This is a genomic window from Erwinia sp. Leaf53 (assembly GCF_001422605.1).
GTDB lineage: Bacteria > Pseudomonadota > Gammaproteobacteria > Enterobacterales > Enterobacteriaceae > Erwinia.
The window spans coordinates 190255-204801 of the sequence record NZ_LMLK01000025.1; the positions used below are offsets into that span (position 1 = coordinate 190255).

Below are 14547 nucleotides of genomic sequence, written 5' to 3' on the forward strand. Positions count from 1 at the left end.
TCGCGCCCGCCGGGCGCCGGGGCCCGGCGCATTCGGGGTCGCAATCCATTCACGATCGCGTAAAGTGAAGGTTCTTTTCTCACCGTTAAGGACGGACGAATGTCACCCGACTGCATCTTTTTTGACTGTGACGGCACGCTGGTGGACAGCGAACTGCTCTGCACCCAGGCCTACGTCAACACCTTTGCCCGCCACGGCGCGCAACTGTCGCTGCAGACCATGTTTGAAAGATACAAAGGCGTGAAGCTGTATGACATTATCGCCGACGTCTGCCGCGAGCATCAGCTCAGTACGCCAGTCAGCGTGCTGGAGCCTGAGTATCGCGCTGAGGTGGCGCGGCTGTTTGACCTGGAGCTGCAGCCGATCGCCGGCGCAGAGGCGCTGCTGGCGCAGATAGCGGTGCCGGTGTGCGTGGTCTCCAACGGTACGGTGCCGAAAATGCAGCACTCGCTGGGGCTGACCGGGCTGCGGCGCTATTTTGATGACCGGCTGTACAGCGGCTATGATATTCAGCACTGGAAACCGGAACCCGGGTTAATGTTTCACGCGGCAGCGAAGATGGGCGTGGATATCCGCCGCTGCATTCTGGTGGATGACTCCGAAGCCGGGGCACAGGCCGGCATTGCTGCCGGCATCCCGGTATTTTACTACTGCGCCGACGCGCACAATCCGGTTATCGATCACCCGCTGGTGACGCCGTTTACCGCGCTGGATCAGCTGCCCGCGCTGTGGCGCGAGCGCGGCTGGGAATTAACGCGTTAACGGGCCGGGTTTGACTGCCGCCAGCGCAGGAACCCGGTAAAAAAGACGCGGAACCTGCGTTCTGCGTCTGGCGTTACTGATGCCGGTACACCCGCGCCTCCCACGGCCGCAGCAGCTGCAGCTCGCCGTCATCAGGGTAGTTGCCCAGCACCCGCTGCCAGCCCTCTAACGCCAGCTGCGCAGGATCGACCTGCTGCGACACGCCGCTCAGGTTGGTCAGCACCAGATACTGCTGCCGATCCTGCCTGCGCGTATAGGCGTAAATCGCCGGATGCTCCGCCAGCCGCAGCTGGTACTGCCCGTAAACCAGCGCCGGTGAGGCCTTACGCAGCGCGATCAGCGCCCGGTAGAAGCTGAGCACCGACTGCTTATCCTCCCGCTGCTGCGCAACGTTAATCGCCGGATAATTGACGCTGGTCGCCAGCCACGGCGTGCCGGTGGTGAAACCGGCGTTGTGCTCCGCGCTCCACTGCATCGGCGTGCGCGAGTTATCACGGCAGATGCGGCTGAGCATCGCCAGGATATCGGCATCCGCCACGCCCTGCTGCTGCAGCCTGATCGCCCGGTTACGCGCCGCGATATCCTGGAAATCATTCAGGCTGGCGAAGCGGGTGTTGGTCATTCCCAGCTCCTGGCCCTGATAGATAAAGGGCGTCCCCTGCATCAGGAAGTACATGGCGGCAATCGCCGTGGCGCTCTCGCGCAGATACTGTTTATCATCACCCCAGTGCGACACCACGCGCGGGATATCGTGGTTTTCGACGTAGAGCGCGTTCCAGCCTTTCCCCTCCAGCTGCGTCTGCCAGCGGGTAAAGATCTGCTTCAGCGCCGGCACGTTGATGCCCGGCCCGTCGGCGGGCGGCGGATTGTCCTGCCACAGCTTGACGTGCTCAAACTGGAAGATCATATTCAGCCGCTGATGCCGCTCGCCGACCCAGGCTTCGGCCTGCTCCGCCGAGGCGCCGTTCATTTCACCCACCGTCATAATGTCGTAGCGGTTAAACACCTGCTCGCTCATCTCATCGACAAAATCGAGCAGGCCGGGGAAGTTAAGGTGCGCGTCGAAGGAGGGCACGTAAGCCAGCCCGTGCGGGTTTGGCAGATCCATCAGCCCCGGCTGCTTCTTCATATGGCAGATGGCGTCGATGCGGAAGCCGTCGATGCCCTTCTCCAGCCACCAGCGCATCATGTCGTACAGCGCATGGCGGGTGGCCGGATTTTCCCAGTTAAGGTCCGGCTGGCGCGCCGAAAACAGATGCATAAAGTACTGATCGCTACCCGCATCATATTTCCACGCCGATTCGCTGAAGATGCTCTCCCAGTTGTTCGGCTCACGGCCCGCTTTACCGTCGCGCCAGATATACCAGCCGCGCTTTTCGCTATCACGTGACGATCGCGACTCAATAAACCACGGGTGCTCGTCCGAGGTGTGATTGACCACCAGGTCGAGGATCAGCCGCATACCGCGTGCGTGCACCTCCGCCAGCAGGCGGTCAAAGTCGGCCATGGTGCCGAACTCGGCCATAATCCCCTGATAGTCGCTGATATCGTAGCCGTTATCGTCGTTCGGCGACGGGTACATCGGGCAGAGCCAGATGACGTCAATACCCAGCCACTGCAGGTAGTCGAGCCGTGCGGTGATGCCGTTAAGATCGCCGATGCCGTCGCCGTTACTGTCCATAAAGCTGCGCGGGTAGATTTGATAGGCCACCGCCTCTTTCCACCAGCGCGCCGTGGTTAACTGATTCACAGATTACCGCCTTACATTAGTGAGGTTGTGCGGGCAGCAGGCGCGGAAACGCCTGCCCGTCAGGGTCAAACAGATAGCAGCACTCGGGCGGCAGGTGAATGCCGAGCGTGTCGCCCGCCGTCAGCCGCAGGCGATCCGGGTGGCGCACCACCCACGGCTCACCGCCGCTGCCGTTATCCAGATAAAGGTAGGTTTCATTGCCCATCTGCTCAACGAACAGCACCTTGCCCTGATATTCACAGGCGCGGTCGCCGCCGCTGAGGATATGCTCCGGGCGGATGCCGACGCTGACGCGCTGCCCCTGCGCCGCCTGCGGGGTGGCCACCGGCAGCAGCAGGGTTTTGCCGTTATCCAGCGCCACCAGGCTCTGCGCCGCCCCCGCCCGCTGCAGGGTGGCCGGCATCAGGTTCATTTTCGGTGAGCCGATAAACTGCGCCACAAAGGTATTGGCCGGCTGGTCATACAGCTCAAGCGGCGTGCCCACCTGCTCAATACGCCCCTGATTCAGCACCACAATGCGGTCGGCCAGCGTCATCGCCTCCACCTGATCGTGGGTGACGTAAATAATGGTCGAGCGCAGCCGCCGGTGCAGCGCCGCCACCTCCATACGCATCTGCACGCGCAGCGAGGCGTCAAGGTTGGAGAGCGGCTCGTCAAACAGGAACAGCCGCGGCTCGCGCACGATGGCGCGCCCCATCGCCACCCGCTGACGCTGGCCGCCGGAGAGATCTTTCGGCCGCCGCTGCAGCAGCGGCTCCAGCTGCAGCGCGCTGGCGGTTTCATTCACCCGACGGGCGATCTCAGCGGCATCCACGCCGGCCATCTCCAGCGGGAACGCCATGTTTTTAAACACGTTCATATGCGGGTAAAGCGCATAGGACTGGAACACCATACCGACGCCGCGCTCCGCCGGGGTATGTTCGTTAACCCGGCTGCCGTCGATCAGCATCTCGCCGCTGCCGATCGCTTCCAGCCCGGCAATCATCCGCAGCAGCGTTGACTTGCCGCAGCCGGACGGGCCGACGATCACCACAAATTCGCCGCTGTTAATCTGTAAATCCAGCGATTTAATCACCTGGATATGGTTGCCGTACTGCTTTTGCAGTTTGTTCAGAGTCAGTTGCGCCATCACGCCCCCTGCTGATTTCAATGAGCCTGTGCAGGGGCAGCCGCCCCTGCGCACGGGTTTACTTCAGGTAGTCGAGCCACGGGCGCTGGCGGGCAATCATCAGATCGACCAGCTCCGGGATCGCTTTGCATTTGTCGTTAACCGAATCCACCAGCAGCGCCTGCACCACCAGGTCGCGCGACTGGTTAAGGATCGCCTCGGCGGTCAGATCGTGTACGCCGATCTGATTGGTCAGCAGCCCGGCGATACCCGGCGGGATATCGACGCTGATGCCGTGCACCCCTTTGCGGTCGATAATCGCCGGCACCTCCACCGCGATAAACTCCGGCAGCTGGCGGATATAGCCGCGGTTGGGAATATTGACCGCCGCCTCCTCGTAGCCGGAATCGCTGAGGATGCCCTCAATAATCGCCACCACCCGCTCCTTCATCTTCAGCTCAATCTTCGGCTGCACGTGGCCCAGGTAGTTGCGGTAGAAGGTATAGAAATCGAGAATGCCGCGATGGTCGCTGACCTCGCTGGCCCAGCGGATATACTCGCCAAAATGGCTGTCGGTGGTGATCGGCAGGTAGTTGAACTTCGCCAGCACCTCCTTAAACAGCGTGCGGTCGGCCCAGGGTTTGGCGCTGTCGCGGCCGCCCAGCCAGGCGCGCTCGGTGCTGCCTTCGGTCTCCACCAGCTGGCCGTGGGTACGCGCATAGTCGAGGATATCGCTGTAGCCCGGCAGGGTGGCAAAATAGTCCGGCGCTCTGGCGCGCACGTCAGCGTAGGCGTCGGCTCCGCTGTCCTTATATCGCGCCTCCAGCAGCACGCTGAAGTGATTAAGACCGGCAGCACGCAGCTGCAGGTTGTCAAACGAGGTGCCGAGCATTTCCGGCAGATAGCGCTCCAGCGAGGCGATTTCGTGGCACATGCCGACAAAGTTCAGCTGCGGGAAGCGACGATGCACGGTGGTGCAGATGCGGCTCATCGGGTTGGAGTAGTTAAACACCCAGGCATCCGGGCAGAGATCGGCCACGTCCGCGCAGATGTCGAGGATCGGTGGGATAATGCGCAGCGAGTGGAACAGGCCGCCGGGGCCGCCGTTCTCGCCGTACACCTGCTGAATGCCGAACTGCTGCGGGATCTGCCAGTCGAGATCCCACAGCGCAAAGCGATCGCCCACCTCGATGGAGATAATCACAAACTCCGCGCCTTTCAACGCCTCGCGCCGGTCGGTGGTGGCGCTGACGATAAACGGCAGATCCTCAGCCGCGAGGAAATCCCGCGCGGTTTTCTCGGTCACCGCCAGCGACGCCGGGTTGATGTCGTGCAGCACGATCTCACTGCCGTACAGCGCGGTACTCTGGAAGATATCCCCGAGGGTGCCGTAACCAAACTGCGCGCTGCCTGCCCCGACTAATACGATTTTTGTAGCCATTGCTTAACTCCTTGAGGAAAAAAGAACATCAACCTTTAACTGCACCGTTGGTCAGACCGCTGACGATGCGCCGCTGGAAAATCAGCACCAGCACCACGATCGGCAGGGTGACGATCACCGAGGAGGCCATAATGGTTCCCCACGGCAGCTCGTACTGCGAAGCGCCCTGCAGCATGCCGATCGCTACCGGCACGGTGCGCTTGTCACCGGAGATGACAAACGTCAGGGCGAACATAAATTCGTTCCACGCGCCGATAAACGCCAGCAGTCCGGTGGTGACCAGCGATGGCCCCATAATCGGCACGAAAATGCGGGTGATAATGGTCCAGGTGCTGGCCCCGTCGACAATCGCCGCCTCCTCCAGCTCCGGCGGGATGGCCTTCATAAAGGTGGTCAGCACCCAGACGGTGAACGGCAGCGAGAAGGTGGTGTAGGAGAGCACCAGCGCGCCCACCGAGTCATACAGGCCGAGAAAGCGCACCAGCTCAAACATGCCGGAGAGCACCGCCACCTGTGGGAACATCGACACGCAGAGAATGGTGAACAGCAGAAACTTGCGGCCACGAAACGGGATGCGCGCCAGCGCAAAGGCGGCGGTGATCGACACCAGCAGACAGAGGCCGACGGTCAGCGTCGCCACCAGCAGCGAGTTAAACAGGCTGCGCGCCATGCCGTTCTCCAGCAGCGCGTTGCGGTAGTTATCCCAGTGCAGGCCGTCCGGCAGGTACGCCACCTGGAACAGCGCCTGGCCGCCGCGCAGCGAGGTGACGATGGCGTAGTAAAACGGGAACAGGCAGATAAGGCAGGCCAGCGCCGCACCGCCGTAAATCAACACGTTATGAGCAGTCAGCCGTGAATGCAGTTTCATTACGCTCTCTCCCGCCCGTTCAGGCGTCCGATCAGCAGAAAACAGGCCGCAATGCCGGCCACCATCATAAACACCAGCACCGAGGCCGCCGATCCCGCGCCCATCTGCTGGTAGCTGACCAGCTGGTCGCGGGCATAGCCGGAGACCGAAACCGTCGCCTCGCTGTTGGAGGTCAGCACGTAGATCAGGTCAAACACCCTGAGCGCGTCCATCACCCGGAAAATCAGCGCCACGATCAGCGCCGGCATAATCAGCGGCAGGGTAATGCGGCGGAAGCGCTGCCAGGCCCCGGCACCGTCCACCCGCGCCGCCTCGTAGAGGTCGCCGGGGATCAGCTGCAGCGCCGCCAGCAGCATCAGCGCCATAAAGGGCGTGGTTTTCCACACGTCGGCGACAATCACCGCCCACATCGACAGGTCGGGTTCTGCCACCCACGCCAGCGGCGTGCTGATGACGCCGATTTTCAGCAGCAGGTCGTTAATCACCCCGTACTGGTCGTGGAACATCCAGCCCCACATCTTGGCGGTAACGATGGTCGGGATCGCCCATGGCACCAGAATGGCGGTGCGTACCAGCCCCTGGCCACGAAAACGCTGATTCATCAGCAGCGCCAGCAGCAGGCCGAACAGCAGCTCCAGCGACACCGAAATGGCGCTGAACCACAGGGTGTTGCCCACCGCCTGCCACCACTGGGGATCGGCCAGAATGCCGAAGGTCTGCCCGTCCGCCAGCGGGTCAAGGTAGTTGCGCAGACCAACAAAGCGGTACTCCTCCGGCGCGTCGAGCATCGCGTCGGTAAAGCTGTAGAACAGCGTGCGCAGCAGCGGCCAGCCCGCCACGGCGGCCAGCAGCAGCAGCGCGGGGGCCACCAGCAGCCAGGCGACGCGTCGCCGCCGCTGTTGCCAGTTAAGGCGGCCGCGCGCGGCGGCGACCGCCGGGGAGGCCACAGGCGCGGCCTGCGGGGGAAGTGCATGGGTTTCAGGTTTCATCGGTCAGCTCCGGTTCGGTTGCAGGGCGCTCAGCGCCACTCTCTGGCTTTAATCCGTTCCAGCCGCTGCTGAAGATCCGCAACGGCGGTGGCCCCATCGCTGTTACCGCGTAATACATTGAAGGTGGCGTTATAGGTCGCCCGCGACACCTGGGCGTACTGGCGGCGGGTCTGGGTGGCCGGGCGCGGTACCGCCCGGGAGAAAATGGTTTTCAGCTGTCCGAGGTAAGCGGCCTGCGCCAGCACCTCAGGCTGGTCATAGAGCGCGGTGCGCGACGGCGCGAGGCCGAGCAGCGCCAGCGCGCGCTTCTGTGACTGCGCGTCGCTGACAATTTTCAGCAGCGCAATCGCCGCCTGCGGGTTTTTGCTGTACGCGCTGACTGCCCACTGCCAGCCGCCCAGCGTATTGACCGACTGGCCGCCCTCACCCGCCGGCAGCGGCATCACCCCGACCTTACCGCGCACCGGGCTGCTGCTGTCCTGCGCCAGCACCCAGGCGTAGAGCCAGTTGCGCATAAACAGCGCATCGCCGTTCTGGAACAGCGCACGCGCCTCCTCTTCCATGTAGCCCAGCGTGCCTTTCGGCGAGATATGGCCGATCCAGCCCGCTGCCATATCAAGAGAGCGGGCCGCCTGCGGGTTGTTGACGGTGATGGTGCCATCGGGGTCGATAATACGGCCGCCGTTGCTGCCGGCGATCCACTCCAGCGCGTTGCAGGTCAGCCCCTCGTAGGCTTTGCCCTGAAACACCAGGCCCCAGAACTGCTTATGGCCCTGCTGACGTTCGGCCTGCTGAATACGTTCGCTGGTGGCCGTCAGCTCCGCCCAGCTTTGCGGCGGCTGCTCGCCATATTTTTCCAGCAGATCGCGGCGGTAGTAGAGCACGCCGGTATCAAGGAAGGCGGGCACCGCCTTTACCCGGCCGTTCACCAGGTTGTTCTGCCAGGCGGACGGGAAGAAGTCGTCGCGAATATCCGCGACCGCATCGGTGAGATCCAGCAGGTGCCTGTTGAGGATGCCGATCCACACCGTATCGGCCTGGAACAGATCAACCGCCCCGGCGTCTTTGGCGGCGAACAGCTGCTGAAACAGCGACAGCTTCTCGTCAGAGGCGCGCGGCAGCTCAATAAACTGCAGGGTGTGACCGGTCTGCGCTTCAAAGCGCTGTTTGATCTCGTTGCAGAACTGCCGCCCCTCTTTGCTCGGGGTACACTCCATTCGCAACGTATCCGCCCGTGCCACGGCGCAGAGCACCAGCGTGGCAGCAAACAGACCCGCAATCGCATTTTTCATGGCTTCCTCTCAGTCAGCAGCCGGAACCTCAGCTGAGAAGAAAAGTAGCGAAAGCCTGCTATCGAAGGAAATCGATAATTTGCGCTACGCTATAGAAACTTTCTATACCACTGCGGGAAACTATGATCGTGGACAAAATTTTGCGGCAGTTTATCGAAGTAGCGAAGTTTCAAAATGTGAGCCATGCAGCAAACAAGCTCTGCCTCAGTCAGCCGACGCTGACCCATAACATGAAGAAACTGGAGGAGAATCTCGGCGTGCCGCTGCTGGAGCGCACCTCCAGCGGGGTGAAAACCACCGAATTTGGCGAACTGCTGCTGGAGCAGGCGCAGATGATGCAGCGTATCTACGACAACACGCTGCTAAAGCTGGCCTCGATCAAGGCGCGGCAGACGCAGAGCCTGCGCATGGGCACCGGCCACGCCTGGTGGGTGATGTTCGTGCGCGACAGCTTTAACGCCTACCGCAGCCGCCATCCGGGAGTGAATATCCACGTCGATCTCGGCAACCATCTGCGGCTGATGGACCTGCTGCTCGGCGGCGATATCGACCTGTTTATCGGCCATGAGATCCAGGGGCTGAACCCGGGGGCGGGGATCCGTTTCCTGCCGCTGTTTACCACCCGCGACAGCTACTACGTGCGCAGCGGCCACCCGCTGCTGGGCCGCCCGATCGAACCGCACGAGCTGCTGGATTACAACCTGGTGGAGCTGACGCCGGACGAGAGCCGCTACCAGCACATGATGGACGATATGCAGGCCAAGCGCACGCTGCGCAACCGGCTGCACCTGGCCGAGCGGGTGATCTGGTCAAGCAATTCGCTGATGGCGGCGGTGGATATGGTCAACGACTCGGACGGTATTCTGCTCACCTATCCGCGCTGCATGGCCGGGTACTTTGCGCAGTATGGCCTGCAGCCGCTGCAGACCACCACCGGCAGCCCTAATCTGTCGGTGGGCATCTATCTGATGCGTGAAAAGGCGGATACCCAGCCGGTGGTGGAGATGCAGGCGCTGCTCAGTCACTATCTGGACGCGGTGCGCCCGCTGGTCAGCTGAATACCTTACCCGGCGGTGAATGTTCCTGCCGGCTGCCTCCACTGGCGGGCTGAACCGCCATCCGGCCTGCCGCATCTGCAGACGGACTGAACGTCGCCGCGTTCAGTCCGTCTGCAGAGCGGGCTCAGCCAATCGCCCCAAGGCTGTCCTCGTCGTTGCCCTGTTTCTTCGGCAGCAGGAACAGGGTGGCGACGATATCCAGCAGGTAGATCAGCGCCAGCAGGGTGATCGCCGCCACAAAGGAGTAGTGCAGGGCCAGCAGACCAATCACCAGCGGGCCGAAGCCGCCGACGCCGCGCCCGAGGTTAAACAGCACGTTCTGCGCGGTGGCGCGCACCTTCACCGGGTACGTGTCGGAGATCAGCGCGCCATAGCCGCCGATCATGCCGTTAACGAACAGCCCCATCAGCGCACCGGTAAACAGCATCACCGTCGGGTCACGCAGCTGGGCGTAGACCACCACCATTACCACTGCACCAATCTGATAAATCAGGAAAATCTTCCAGCGGGCGAAGCGGTCAGCCAGCAGGCCAAACAGCCAGATGCCGAAGGTCATCCCCACCACCGTCACCGCCGTCCACAGGCCGGATTTGGTCAGCGAGAAGCCGAACTGGCTGGAGAGGTAGCTCGGCATCCAGATCATCAGCCCGTAGTAGCCGAAGTTCTGCACCGAGCAGAGGATAAAGATGCCGATGCTGGCCTTACCGGTGGCCCGGTCGGCAAACAGCAGCTTCAGCCGGGTGGCGAAGGATAGCCCCTGATTGACGTCAACGTGGCGGGTAAAGGCCTCCGGCTCGCCCATACCACGACGGATGGCAAACGAGGCCAGCGCCGGCAGCAGCCCGACCAGAAACATGCCGCGCCAGCCGATCAGATCCAGCAGCAGCGGGGTGATAAACGCCGCCAGCAGTACGCCGAGCTGCCAGCCCATCCCCACCCACGCCGAGGCGCGGTTACGTTTGCTGGCCGGCCAGGCTTCGGCGATCAGCGCCATGCCAATGCCGAACTCGCCGCCCAGCCCCATCCCCGCCAGCGTGCGGTAGGCCAGCAGATCCCAGTAGCCCTGCGCCACCGCACACAGCCCGGTAAACAGCGAAAACATCAGGATAGTGAAGGTCAGCACGCGAATGCGGCCCAGCCGGTCGCTGAGGTGGCCAAACAGGATACCGCCAAGCACCGCGCCGATCAGCGTCCAGGTGACCAGCGAACCGGCCTGTGAGGCGGTCAGCACCAGCCCGGCGCTGATGGCCGGCAGCATAAAGCCGAGGATCAGCAGATCGAAGCCGTCCATTGCGTAGCCGCTGACGGCGGCGACCATGGCTTTGCCCGGCGTAACGCCGCGCGATTCAGGGGAGGAAGCAGACATGAATTCAACACCTTGAGGATCAATTGTGCGCGCAGTATACGGGATTAGCAGGCTAACGACATATCTGACGACCCGACCAGGCGAAGGATAACCGCCGGCGACCGCGCACGGGTCCAGTACTGGCAGAAGCGATCGTCAGAACCTGTCAGGGGCGGGCAGAATGCGAAAAGGAGCAGGGCCTGAGGCCAGAAGGCGGGAAGCAGTAGCAGTAGCAGTAGCAGTAGCAGTAGCAGTAGCAGTAGCAGTAGCAGTAGCAGTAGCAGTAGCAGTAGCAGTAGCAGTAGCAGTCAGTTTAACAGCCACCGCCGCCGGAAGAGCAACAGGGCGCTCGCCACCGCGATGCGCCCTGTCTGCGGTTACGCCGGGTTGCTGCCGCCGTCTTCACCGGCCAGCAGCTTATCCAGCCGATCGCCGCCCACGTGGCGGAAGTCCTGACCTTTAACGAAGTAGAAGATGATTTCACAGATATTCTGGCAGCGGTCACCGATGCGTTCGATGGCACGGGCGCAGAACAGCGCGGTCAGCACGCTCGGGATAGTGCGCGGATCTTCCATCATATAGGTCATCAGCTGACGCACGATGCCCTCATACTCCTGGTCAACCTTCTTATCTTCGCGATAAATTTCAATCGCTTCGTTAATATCCATTCGCGCAAAGGCATCCAGCACGTCGTGCAGCATCTGCACGGTGTGGCGGCCCAGCGACTCCAGGCTGACCAGCAGCGGCTGCTGCTGCTGGGTGAACTTCTCCAGCGCGGTGCGGCAGATCTTCTCGGCCACGTCGCCGATGCGTTCCAGCTCGGAGATGGTTTTAATGATCGCCATCACCAGGCGCAGGTCGCTGGCGGTCGGCTGGCGCTTGGCGATGATGCGCACGCAGGCCTCGTCGATCGCCACTTCCATCATATTGACCTTGTGGTCACCTTCGATCACCTTGTTGGCCAGCTCGGTGTCCTGGTTGTGCATCGCTGTGATCGCGTCGGTCAGCTGCTGCTCCACCATGCCGCCCATGGTCATCACCTGGGTACGGATATGCTCCAGCTCGGCGTTGAACTGGCCGGAGATATGTTTGTTCAGATTTAAACTATCCATCGTAAACTCCAGACCTGTTTTAAACAGGCGTTATAAATTCCGTCATTCCGGGCGCGGGCTGCCCGCCGCCGCAGAATGGCAAGGGTCATCACCTGTTTTCAGCCGTAGCGGCCGGTAATGTAATCTTCGGTCTGCTTCTGAGCGGGCTTGGTGAACAGCGTGTCGGTATCGCTGAACTCGATCAGCTCGCCCAGGTACATAAACGCGGTGTGATCCGAGCAGCGTGCCGCCTGCTGCATATTGTGCGTCACGATCACCACGGTGTAATCCTGTTTTAACTCGGTAATCAGCTCTTCGATGCGGCCGGTGGAGATCGGGTCCAGCGCCGAGCAGGGCTCGTCGAGCAGCAGCACTTCCGGGCGGATGGCGATGCCGCGGGCGATGCACAGACGCTGCTGCTGGCCGCCGGAGAGGCTGTAACCGCTCTGGTGCAGCTTGTCTTTGGTCTCGTTCCACAGCGCGGCTTTGGTCAGCGCCCACTGCACGCGCTCGTCCATATCGGCGCGGGAGAGCTTCTCAAACAGGCGCACGCCGAAGGCGATGTTGTCGTAAATCGACATCGGGAACGGCGTTGGCTTCTGGAACACCATGCCGACGCGGGCGCGCAGCAGGGCGATATCCTGGCTGTTGGTGAGGATGTTGTCACCGTCCAGCAGGATTTCACCTTCGGCACGCTGCTCCGGGTAGAGCGAGAACATTTTGTTAAAGGTGCGCAGCAGGGTGGATTTGCCACAGCCGGACGGGCCGATAAACGCCGTCACCTGATTTTTCGCGATATTCAGGTTAATGTTTTTCAGCGCGTGAAATTTTCCGTAGTAGAAGTTCAAATCACGAACCTGAATCATCTTAGCGGAAGTACTCATCTGTTTAGTCTCACTTGGCCCGCGCCGCCGGGGCAGCGCGGTGAAATTAATGTTTGCTCTTAGCGAAAATCACGCGAGCCAGAATATTCAGTAACAGTACGCACAGCGTGATAATCAGCACGCCCGCCCAGGCCAGGCTCTGCCATTCGGCAAACGGGCTCATGGCGAACTTAAAGATGGTCACCGGCAGGTTGGCCAGCGGCTGCATCATGTCGGTGCTCCAGAACTGGTTCGACAGCGACGTAAACAGCAGCGGCGCGGTCTCACCGGCGATACGGGCAATCGCCAGCAGCACTCCGGTCAGAATGCCGGAGATCGACGCCTTCAGCGTGATCGACGAGATCATCTTCCACTTCGGCGTACCCAGCGCGTAAGCCGCTTCACGCAGGCTGTCCGGCACCAGCTTGAGCATATTCTCCGTGGTGCGAATCACGATCGGGATCTGCAGCAGCGCCAGCGCCACCACCCCGGCCCAGCCGGAGAAGTGCTTCATCTGCGCCACCACCAGCGTGTAGACAAACAGGCCGACCACAATCGACGGTGCCGACAGCAGGATATCGTTGATAAAACGGATCACCTCCGCCAGCCAGCCCTTGCGGCCGTACTCGGCCAGGTAGACGCCGGCCAGAATGCCCAGCGGCGTACCGAACACCGTTGACCAGAGGATCAGCAGGCCGCTGCCCGCGAGGGCGTTAGCCAGGCCACCACCGGCGGTGTTCGGCGGCGGGGTGTTTTCGGTGAACAGCGCCAGCGACATACCGTCGAAGCCACGGGTCACGGTGGCGAAGAGGATCCACACCAGCCAGAACAGGCCAAAAGCCATGGTGCCCAGCGACAGCGCCAGCGCGATGCGGTTCTTGGTGCGGCGCCATGCCTGCATTTTACGGCGTGAGGCTTCCAGTTCAGCGCGGGACTGCATTTCCATAGTGGTCATGAGCGCGCTCCTTCACTTTTCGCCAGACGGGAGATCATCAGCTTGGAACAGGCCAGCACGATAAAGGTGATCACGAACAGGATCAGCCCCAGCTCCATCAGCGCCGCGGTATGTACGCCGGATTCGGCTTCGGCAAACTCGTTGGCCAGCGCCGAGGTAATACTGTTGCCCGGCATAAACAGCGAGGCGCTGTCCAGCTGGTAGGTGTTACCGATAATAAAGGTCACCGCCATGGTTTCCCCCAGCGCGCGGCCAAGGCCGAGCATAATGCCGCCGATCACGCCGTTTTTAGTAAACGGCAGCACCACCCGCCAGATCACCTCCCAGGTGGTGCAGCCGATGCCGTAGGCCGACTCTTTCATCATCACCGGGGTCTGTTCAAACACGTCACGCATTACCGAAGCGATATACGGAATGATCATGATCGCCAGGATAATCCCGGCCGCGAGGATACCGATACCGAACGCCGGGCCGGAGAACAGCGCGCCAACGATCGGGATATTGGCCATCACGTCACCCAGCGGCTGCTGGAAGTAGGTGGCAAACAGCGGGGCGAAGATAAACAGCCCCCACATGCCGTACACGATACTGGGGATCGCGGCCAGCAGTTCGATGGCAATGCCCAGCGGGCGGCGCAGCCAGTTGGGAGCCAGCTCGGTCAGGAACAGGGCAATACCGAAGCTGACCGGCACGGCGATTAGCAGCGCGATCACCGAGGTGACGATGGTGCCGTAGATCGGCACCAGCGCACCAAACTGTTCGTTAGGGGCATCCCACTCTTTGGTCCACAGGAAAGAAAAACCAAATTTCTGGATGCTCGGCCAGGAGGAGTAGACCAGCGAAACGATAATGCCGCCGAGCAGCAATAGCACAATCAGCGCAGCCAGTTTAACCAGTGCGCCGAAAATGATGTCACCCTGTTTCCCCGGGGCTTTGAATGTCGGCTTGGTTGCAGCCATAGGATTCTCGACTTGTAGAGGATAGGGGCGGCGTCAAAGCCGCCCGATGCGCGGGCCGGGCAGAGC

At 61.7% G+C, this 14547-nt stretch carries 13 protein-coding genes; 2 read left to right on the forward strand and 11 right to left on the reverse strand.

The annotated features are described in order from the left end of the window. Positions 1–99 precede the first annotated feature (99 nt). On the forward strand, positions 100–762 hold the full coding sequence (gene yieH / locus ASF13_RS20625; RefSeq protein WP_056241040.1) for a 6-phosphogluconate phosphatase: 663 nt from the start codon (positions 100–102) through the stop codon (positions 760–762). A gap of 73 nt (positions 763–835) precedes the next feature. On the opposite strand, the gene ASF13_RS20630 is transcribed toward yieH, so the two are convergent. The 6 genes from ASF13_RS20630 to ASF13_RS20655 are packed head-to-tail and all read right to left on the reverse strand — an operon-like array spanning position 836 to position 8210. Then, positions 836–2512 carry an alpha-glucosidase gene (locus ASF13_RS20630; protein ID WP_056241043.1) on the reverse strand — a complete coding sequence of 559 codons (1677 nt, stop codon included), beginning with the start codon at positions 2510–2512 and terminating at the stop codon, positions 836–838. Between the two features lie 16 nt (positions 2513–2528). Beyond that, a complete protein-coding gene (locus ASF13_RS20635) occupies positions 2529–3641 on the reverse strand; it encodes an ABC transporter ATP-binding protein (RefSeq protein WP_056241045.1) in 1113 nt (370 codons plus the stop codon). Positions 3642–3699: 58 nt separating this feature from the next. Continuing rightward, positions 3700–5061: an alpha-glucosidase gene (locus tag ASF13_RS20640; RefSeq protein WP_056241047.1), complete on the reverse strand. Its 1362-nt coding sequence runs from the start codon at positions 5059–5061 to the stop codon at positions 3700–3702. A gap of 28 nt (positions 5062–5089) precedes the next feature. Beyond that, positions 5090–5929 carry a carbohydrate ABC transporter permease gene (locus tag ASF13_RS20645; protein ID WP_056241049.1) on the reverse strand — a complete coding sequence of 280 codons (840 nt, stop codon included), beginning with the start codon at positions 5927–5929 and terminating at the stop codon, positions 5090–5092. Continuing rightward, positions 5929–6918, reverse strand: a complete 990-nt coding sequence (locus ASF13_RS20650; RefSeq protein ID WP_056241052.1) for a carbohydrate ABC transporter permease — start codon at positions 6916–6918, stop codon at positions 5929–5931. Before ASF13_RS20650 ends, ASF13_RS20645 begins: the two co-directional genes overlap by 1 nt. A gap of 29 nt (positions 6919–6947) precedes the next feature. Next, on the reverse strand, positions 6948–8210 hold the full coding sequence (locus ASF13_RS20655) for an ABC transporter substrate-binding protein (protein WP_056241055.1): 1263 nt from the start codon (positions 8208–8210) through the stop codon (positions 6948–6950). A 122-nt stretch (positions 8211–8332) separates the two neighbouring features. Here ASF13_RS20655 and ASF13_RS20660 point away from each other — a divergent pair, with 122 nt between their 5' ends. Beyond that, entirely contained in the window at positions 8333–9268 is a 936-nt protein-coding gene (locus ASF13_RS20660; protein ID WP_056241058.1) for a LysR family transcriptional regulator, read from the forward strand. A gap of 124 nt (positions 9269–9392) precedes the next feature. On the opposite strand, the gene ASF13_RS20665 is transcribed toward ASF13_RS20660, so the two are convergent. The 5 genes from ASF13_RS20665 to pstC all read right to left on the reverse strand — a co-directional run bounded on the left by ASF13_RS20665 (position 9393) and on the right by pstC (position 14481). Then, positions 9393–10634: an MFS transporter gene (locus tag ASF13_RS20665; protein WP_056241061.1), complete on the reverse strand. Its 1242-nt coding sequence runs from the start codon at positions 10632–10634 to the stop codon at positions 9393–9395. 356 nt (positions 10635–10990) lie between these two features. Then, complete coding sequence (phoU, locus tag ASF13_RS20670) at positions 10991–11725, reverse strand: phosphate signaling complex protein PhoU (protein WP_056241067.1); 735 nt, start codon at positions 11723–11725, stop codon at positions 10991–10993. A 98-nt stretch (positions 11726–11823) separates the two neighbouring features. After that, on the reverse strand, positions 11824–12588 hold the full coding sequence (pstB, locus tag ASF13_RS20675; RefSeq protein ID WP_056241071.1) for a phosphate ABC transporter ATP-binding protein PstB: 765 nt from the start codon (positions 12586–12588) through the stop codon (positions 11824–11826). A gap of 46 nt (positions 12589–12634) precedes the next feature. Continuing rightward, positions 12635–13522 (reverse strand): phosphate ABC transporter permease PstA, encoded by an 888-nt coding sequence (gene pstA, locus ASF13_RS20680; RefSeq protein WP_056241074.1) that lies wholly within the window; start codon positions 13520–13522, stop codon positions 12635–12637. Then, a complete protein-coding gene (gene pstC / locus ASF13_RS20685) occupies positions 13519–14481 on the reverse strand; it encodes a phosphate ABC transporter permease PstC (protein ID WP_056241078.1) in 963 nt (320 codons plus the stop codon). Before pstC ends, pstA begins: the two co-directional genes overlap by 4 nt. Between the last annotated feature and the right edge of the window lie 66 nt (positions 14482–14547).

What these genes read in the sequence shown, in the direction of transcription:
- yieH (WP_056241040.1), top strand. Translation starts at nt 100, where the DNA reads ATGTCACCCGACTGCATCTTTTTTGACTGTGACGGCACGCTGGTGGAC.
- pstB (WP_056241071.1), bottom strand. Translation starts at nt 12,588, where the DNA reads ATGAGTACTTCCGCTAAGATGATTCAGGTTCGTGATTTGAACTTCTAC.
- pstA (WP_056241074.1), bottom strand. Translation starts at nt 13,522, where the DNA reads ATGACCACTATGGAAATGCAGTCCCGCGCTGAACTGGAAGCCTCACGC.
- ASF13_RS20645 (WP_056241049.1), bottom strand. Translation starts at nt 5,929, where the DNA reads ATGAAACTGCATTCACGGCTGACTGCTCATAACGTGTTGATTTACGGC.
- ASF13_RS20660 (WP_056241058.1), top strand. Translation starts at nt 8,333, where the DNA reads ATGATCGTGGACAAAATTTTGCGGCAGTTTATCGAAGTAGCGAAGTTT.
- ASF13_RS20640 (WP_056241047.1), bottom strand. Translation starts at nt 5,061, where the DNA reads ATGGCTACAAAAATCGTATTAGTCGGGGCAGGCAGCGCGCAGTTTGGT.
- ASF13_RS20655 (WP_056241055.1), bottom strand. Translation starts at nt 8,210, where the DNA reads ATGAAAAATGCGATTGCGGGTCTGTTTGCTGCCACGCTGGTGCTCTGC.
- ASF13_RS20665 (WP_056241061.1), bottom strand. Translation starts at nt 10,634, where the DNA reads ATGTCTGCTTCCTCCCCTGAATCGCGCGGCGTTACGCCGGGCAAAGCC.
- pstC (WP_056241078.1), bottom strand. Translation starts at nt 14,481, where the DNA reads ATGGCTGCAACCAAGCCGACATTCAAAGCCCCGGGGAAACAGGGTGAC.
- ASF13_RS20635 (WP_056241045.1), bottom strand. Translation starts at nt 3,641, where the DNA reads ATGGCGCAACTGACTCTGAACAAACTGCAAAAGCAGTACGGCAACCAT.
- ASF13_RS20650 (WP_056241052.1), bottom strand. Translation starts at nt 6,918, where the DNA reads ATGAAACCTGAAACCCATGCACTTCCCCCGCAGGCCGCGCCTGTGGCC.
- phoU (WP_056241067.1), bottom strand. Translation starts at nt 11,725, where the DNA reads ATGGATAGTTTAAATCTGAACAAACATATCTCCGGCCAGTTCAACGCC.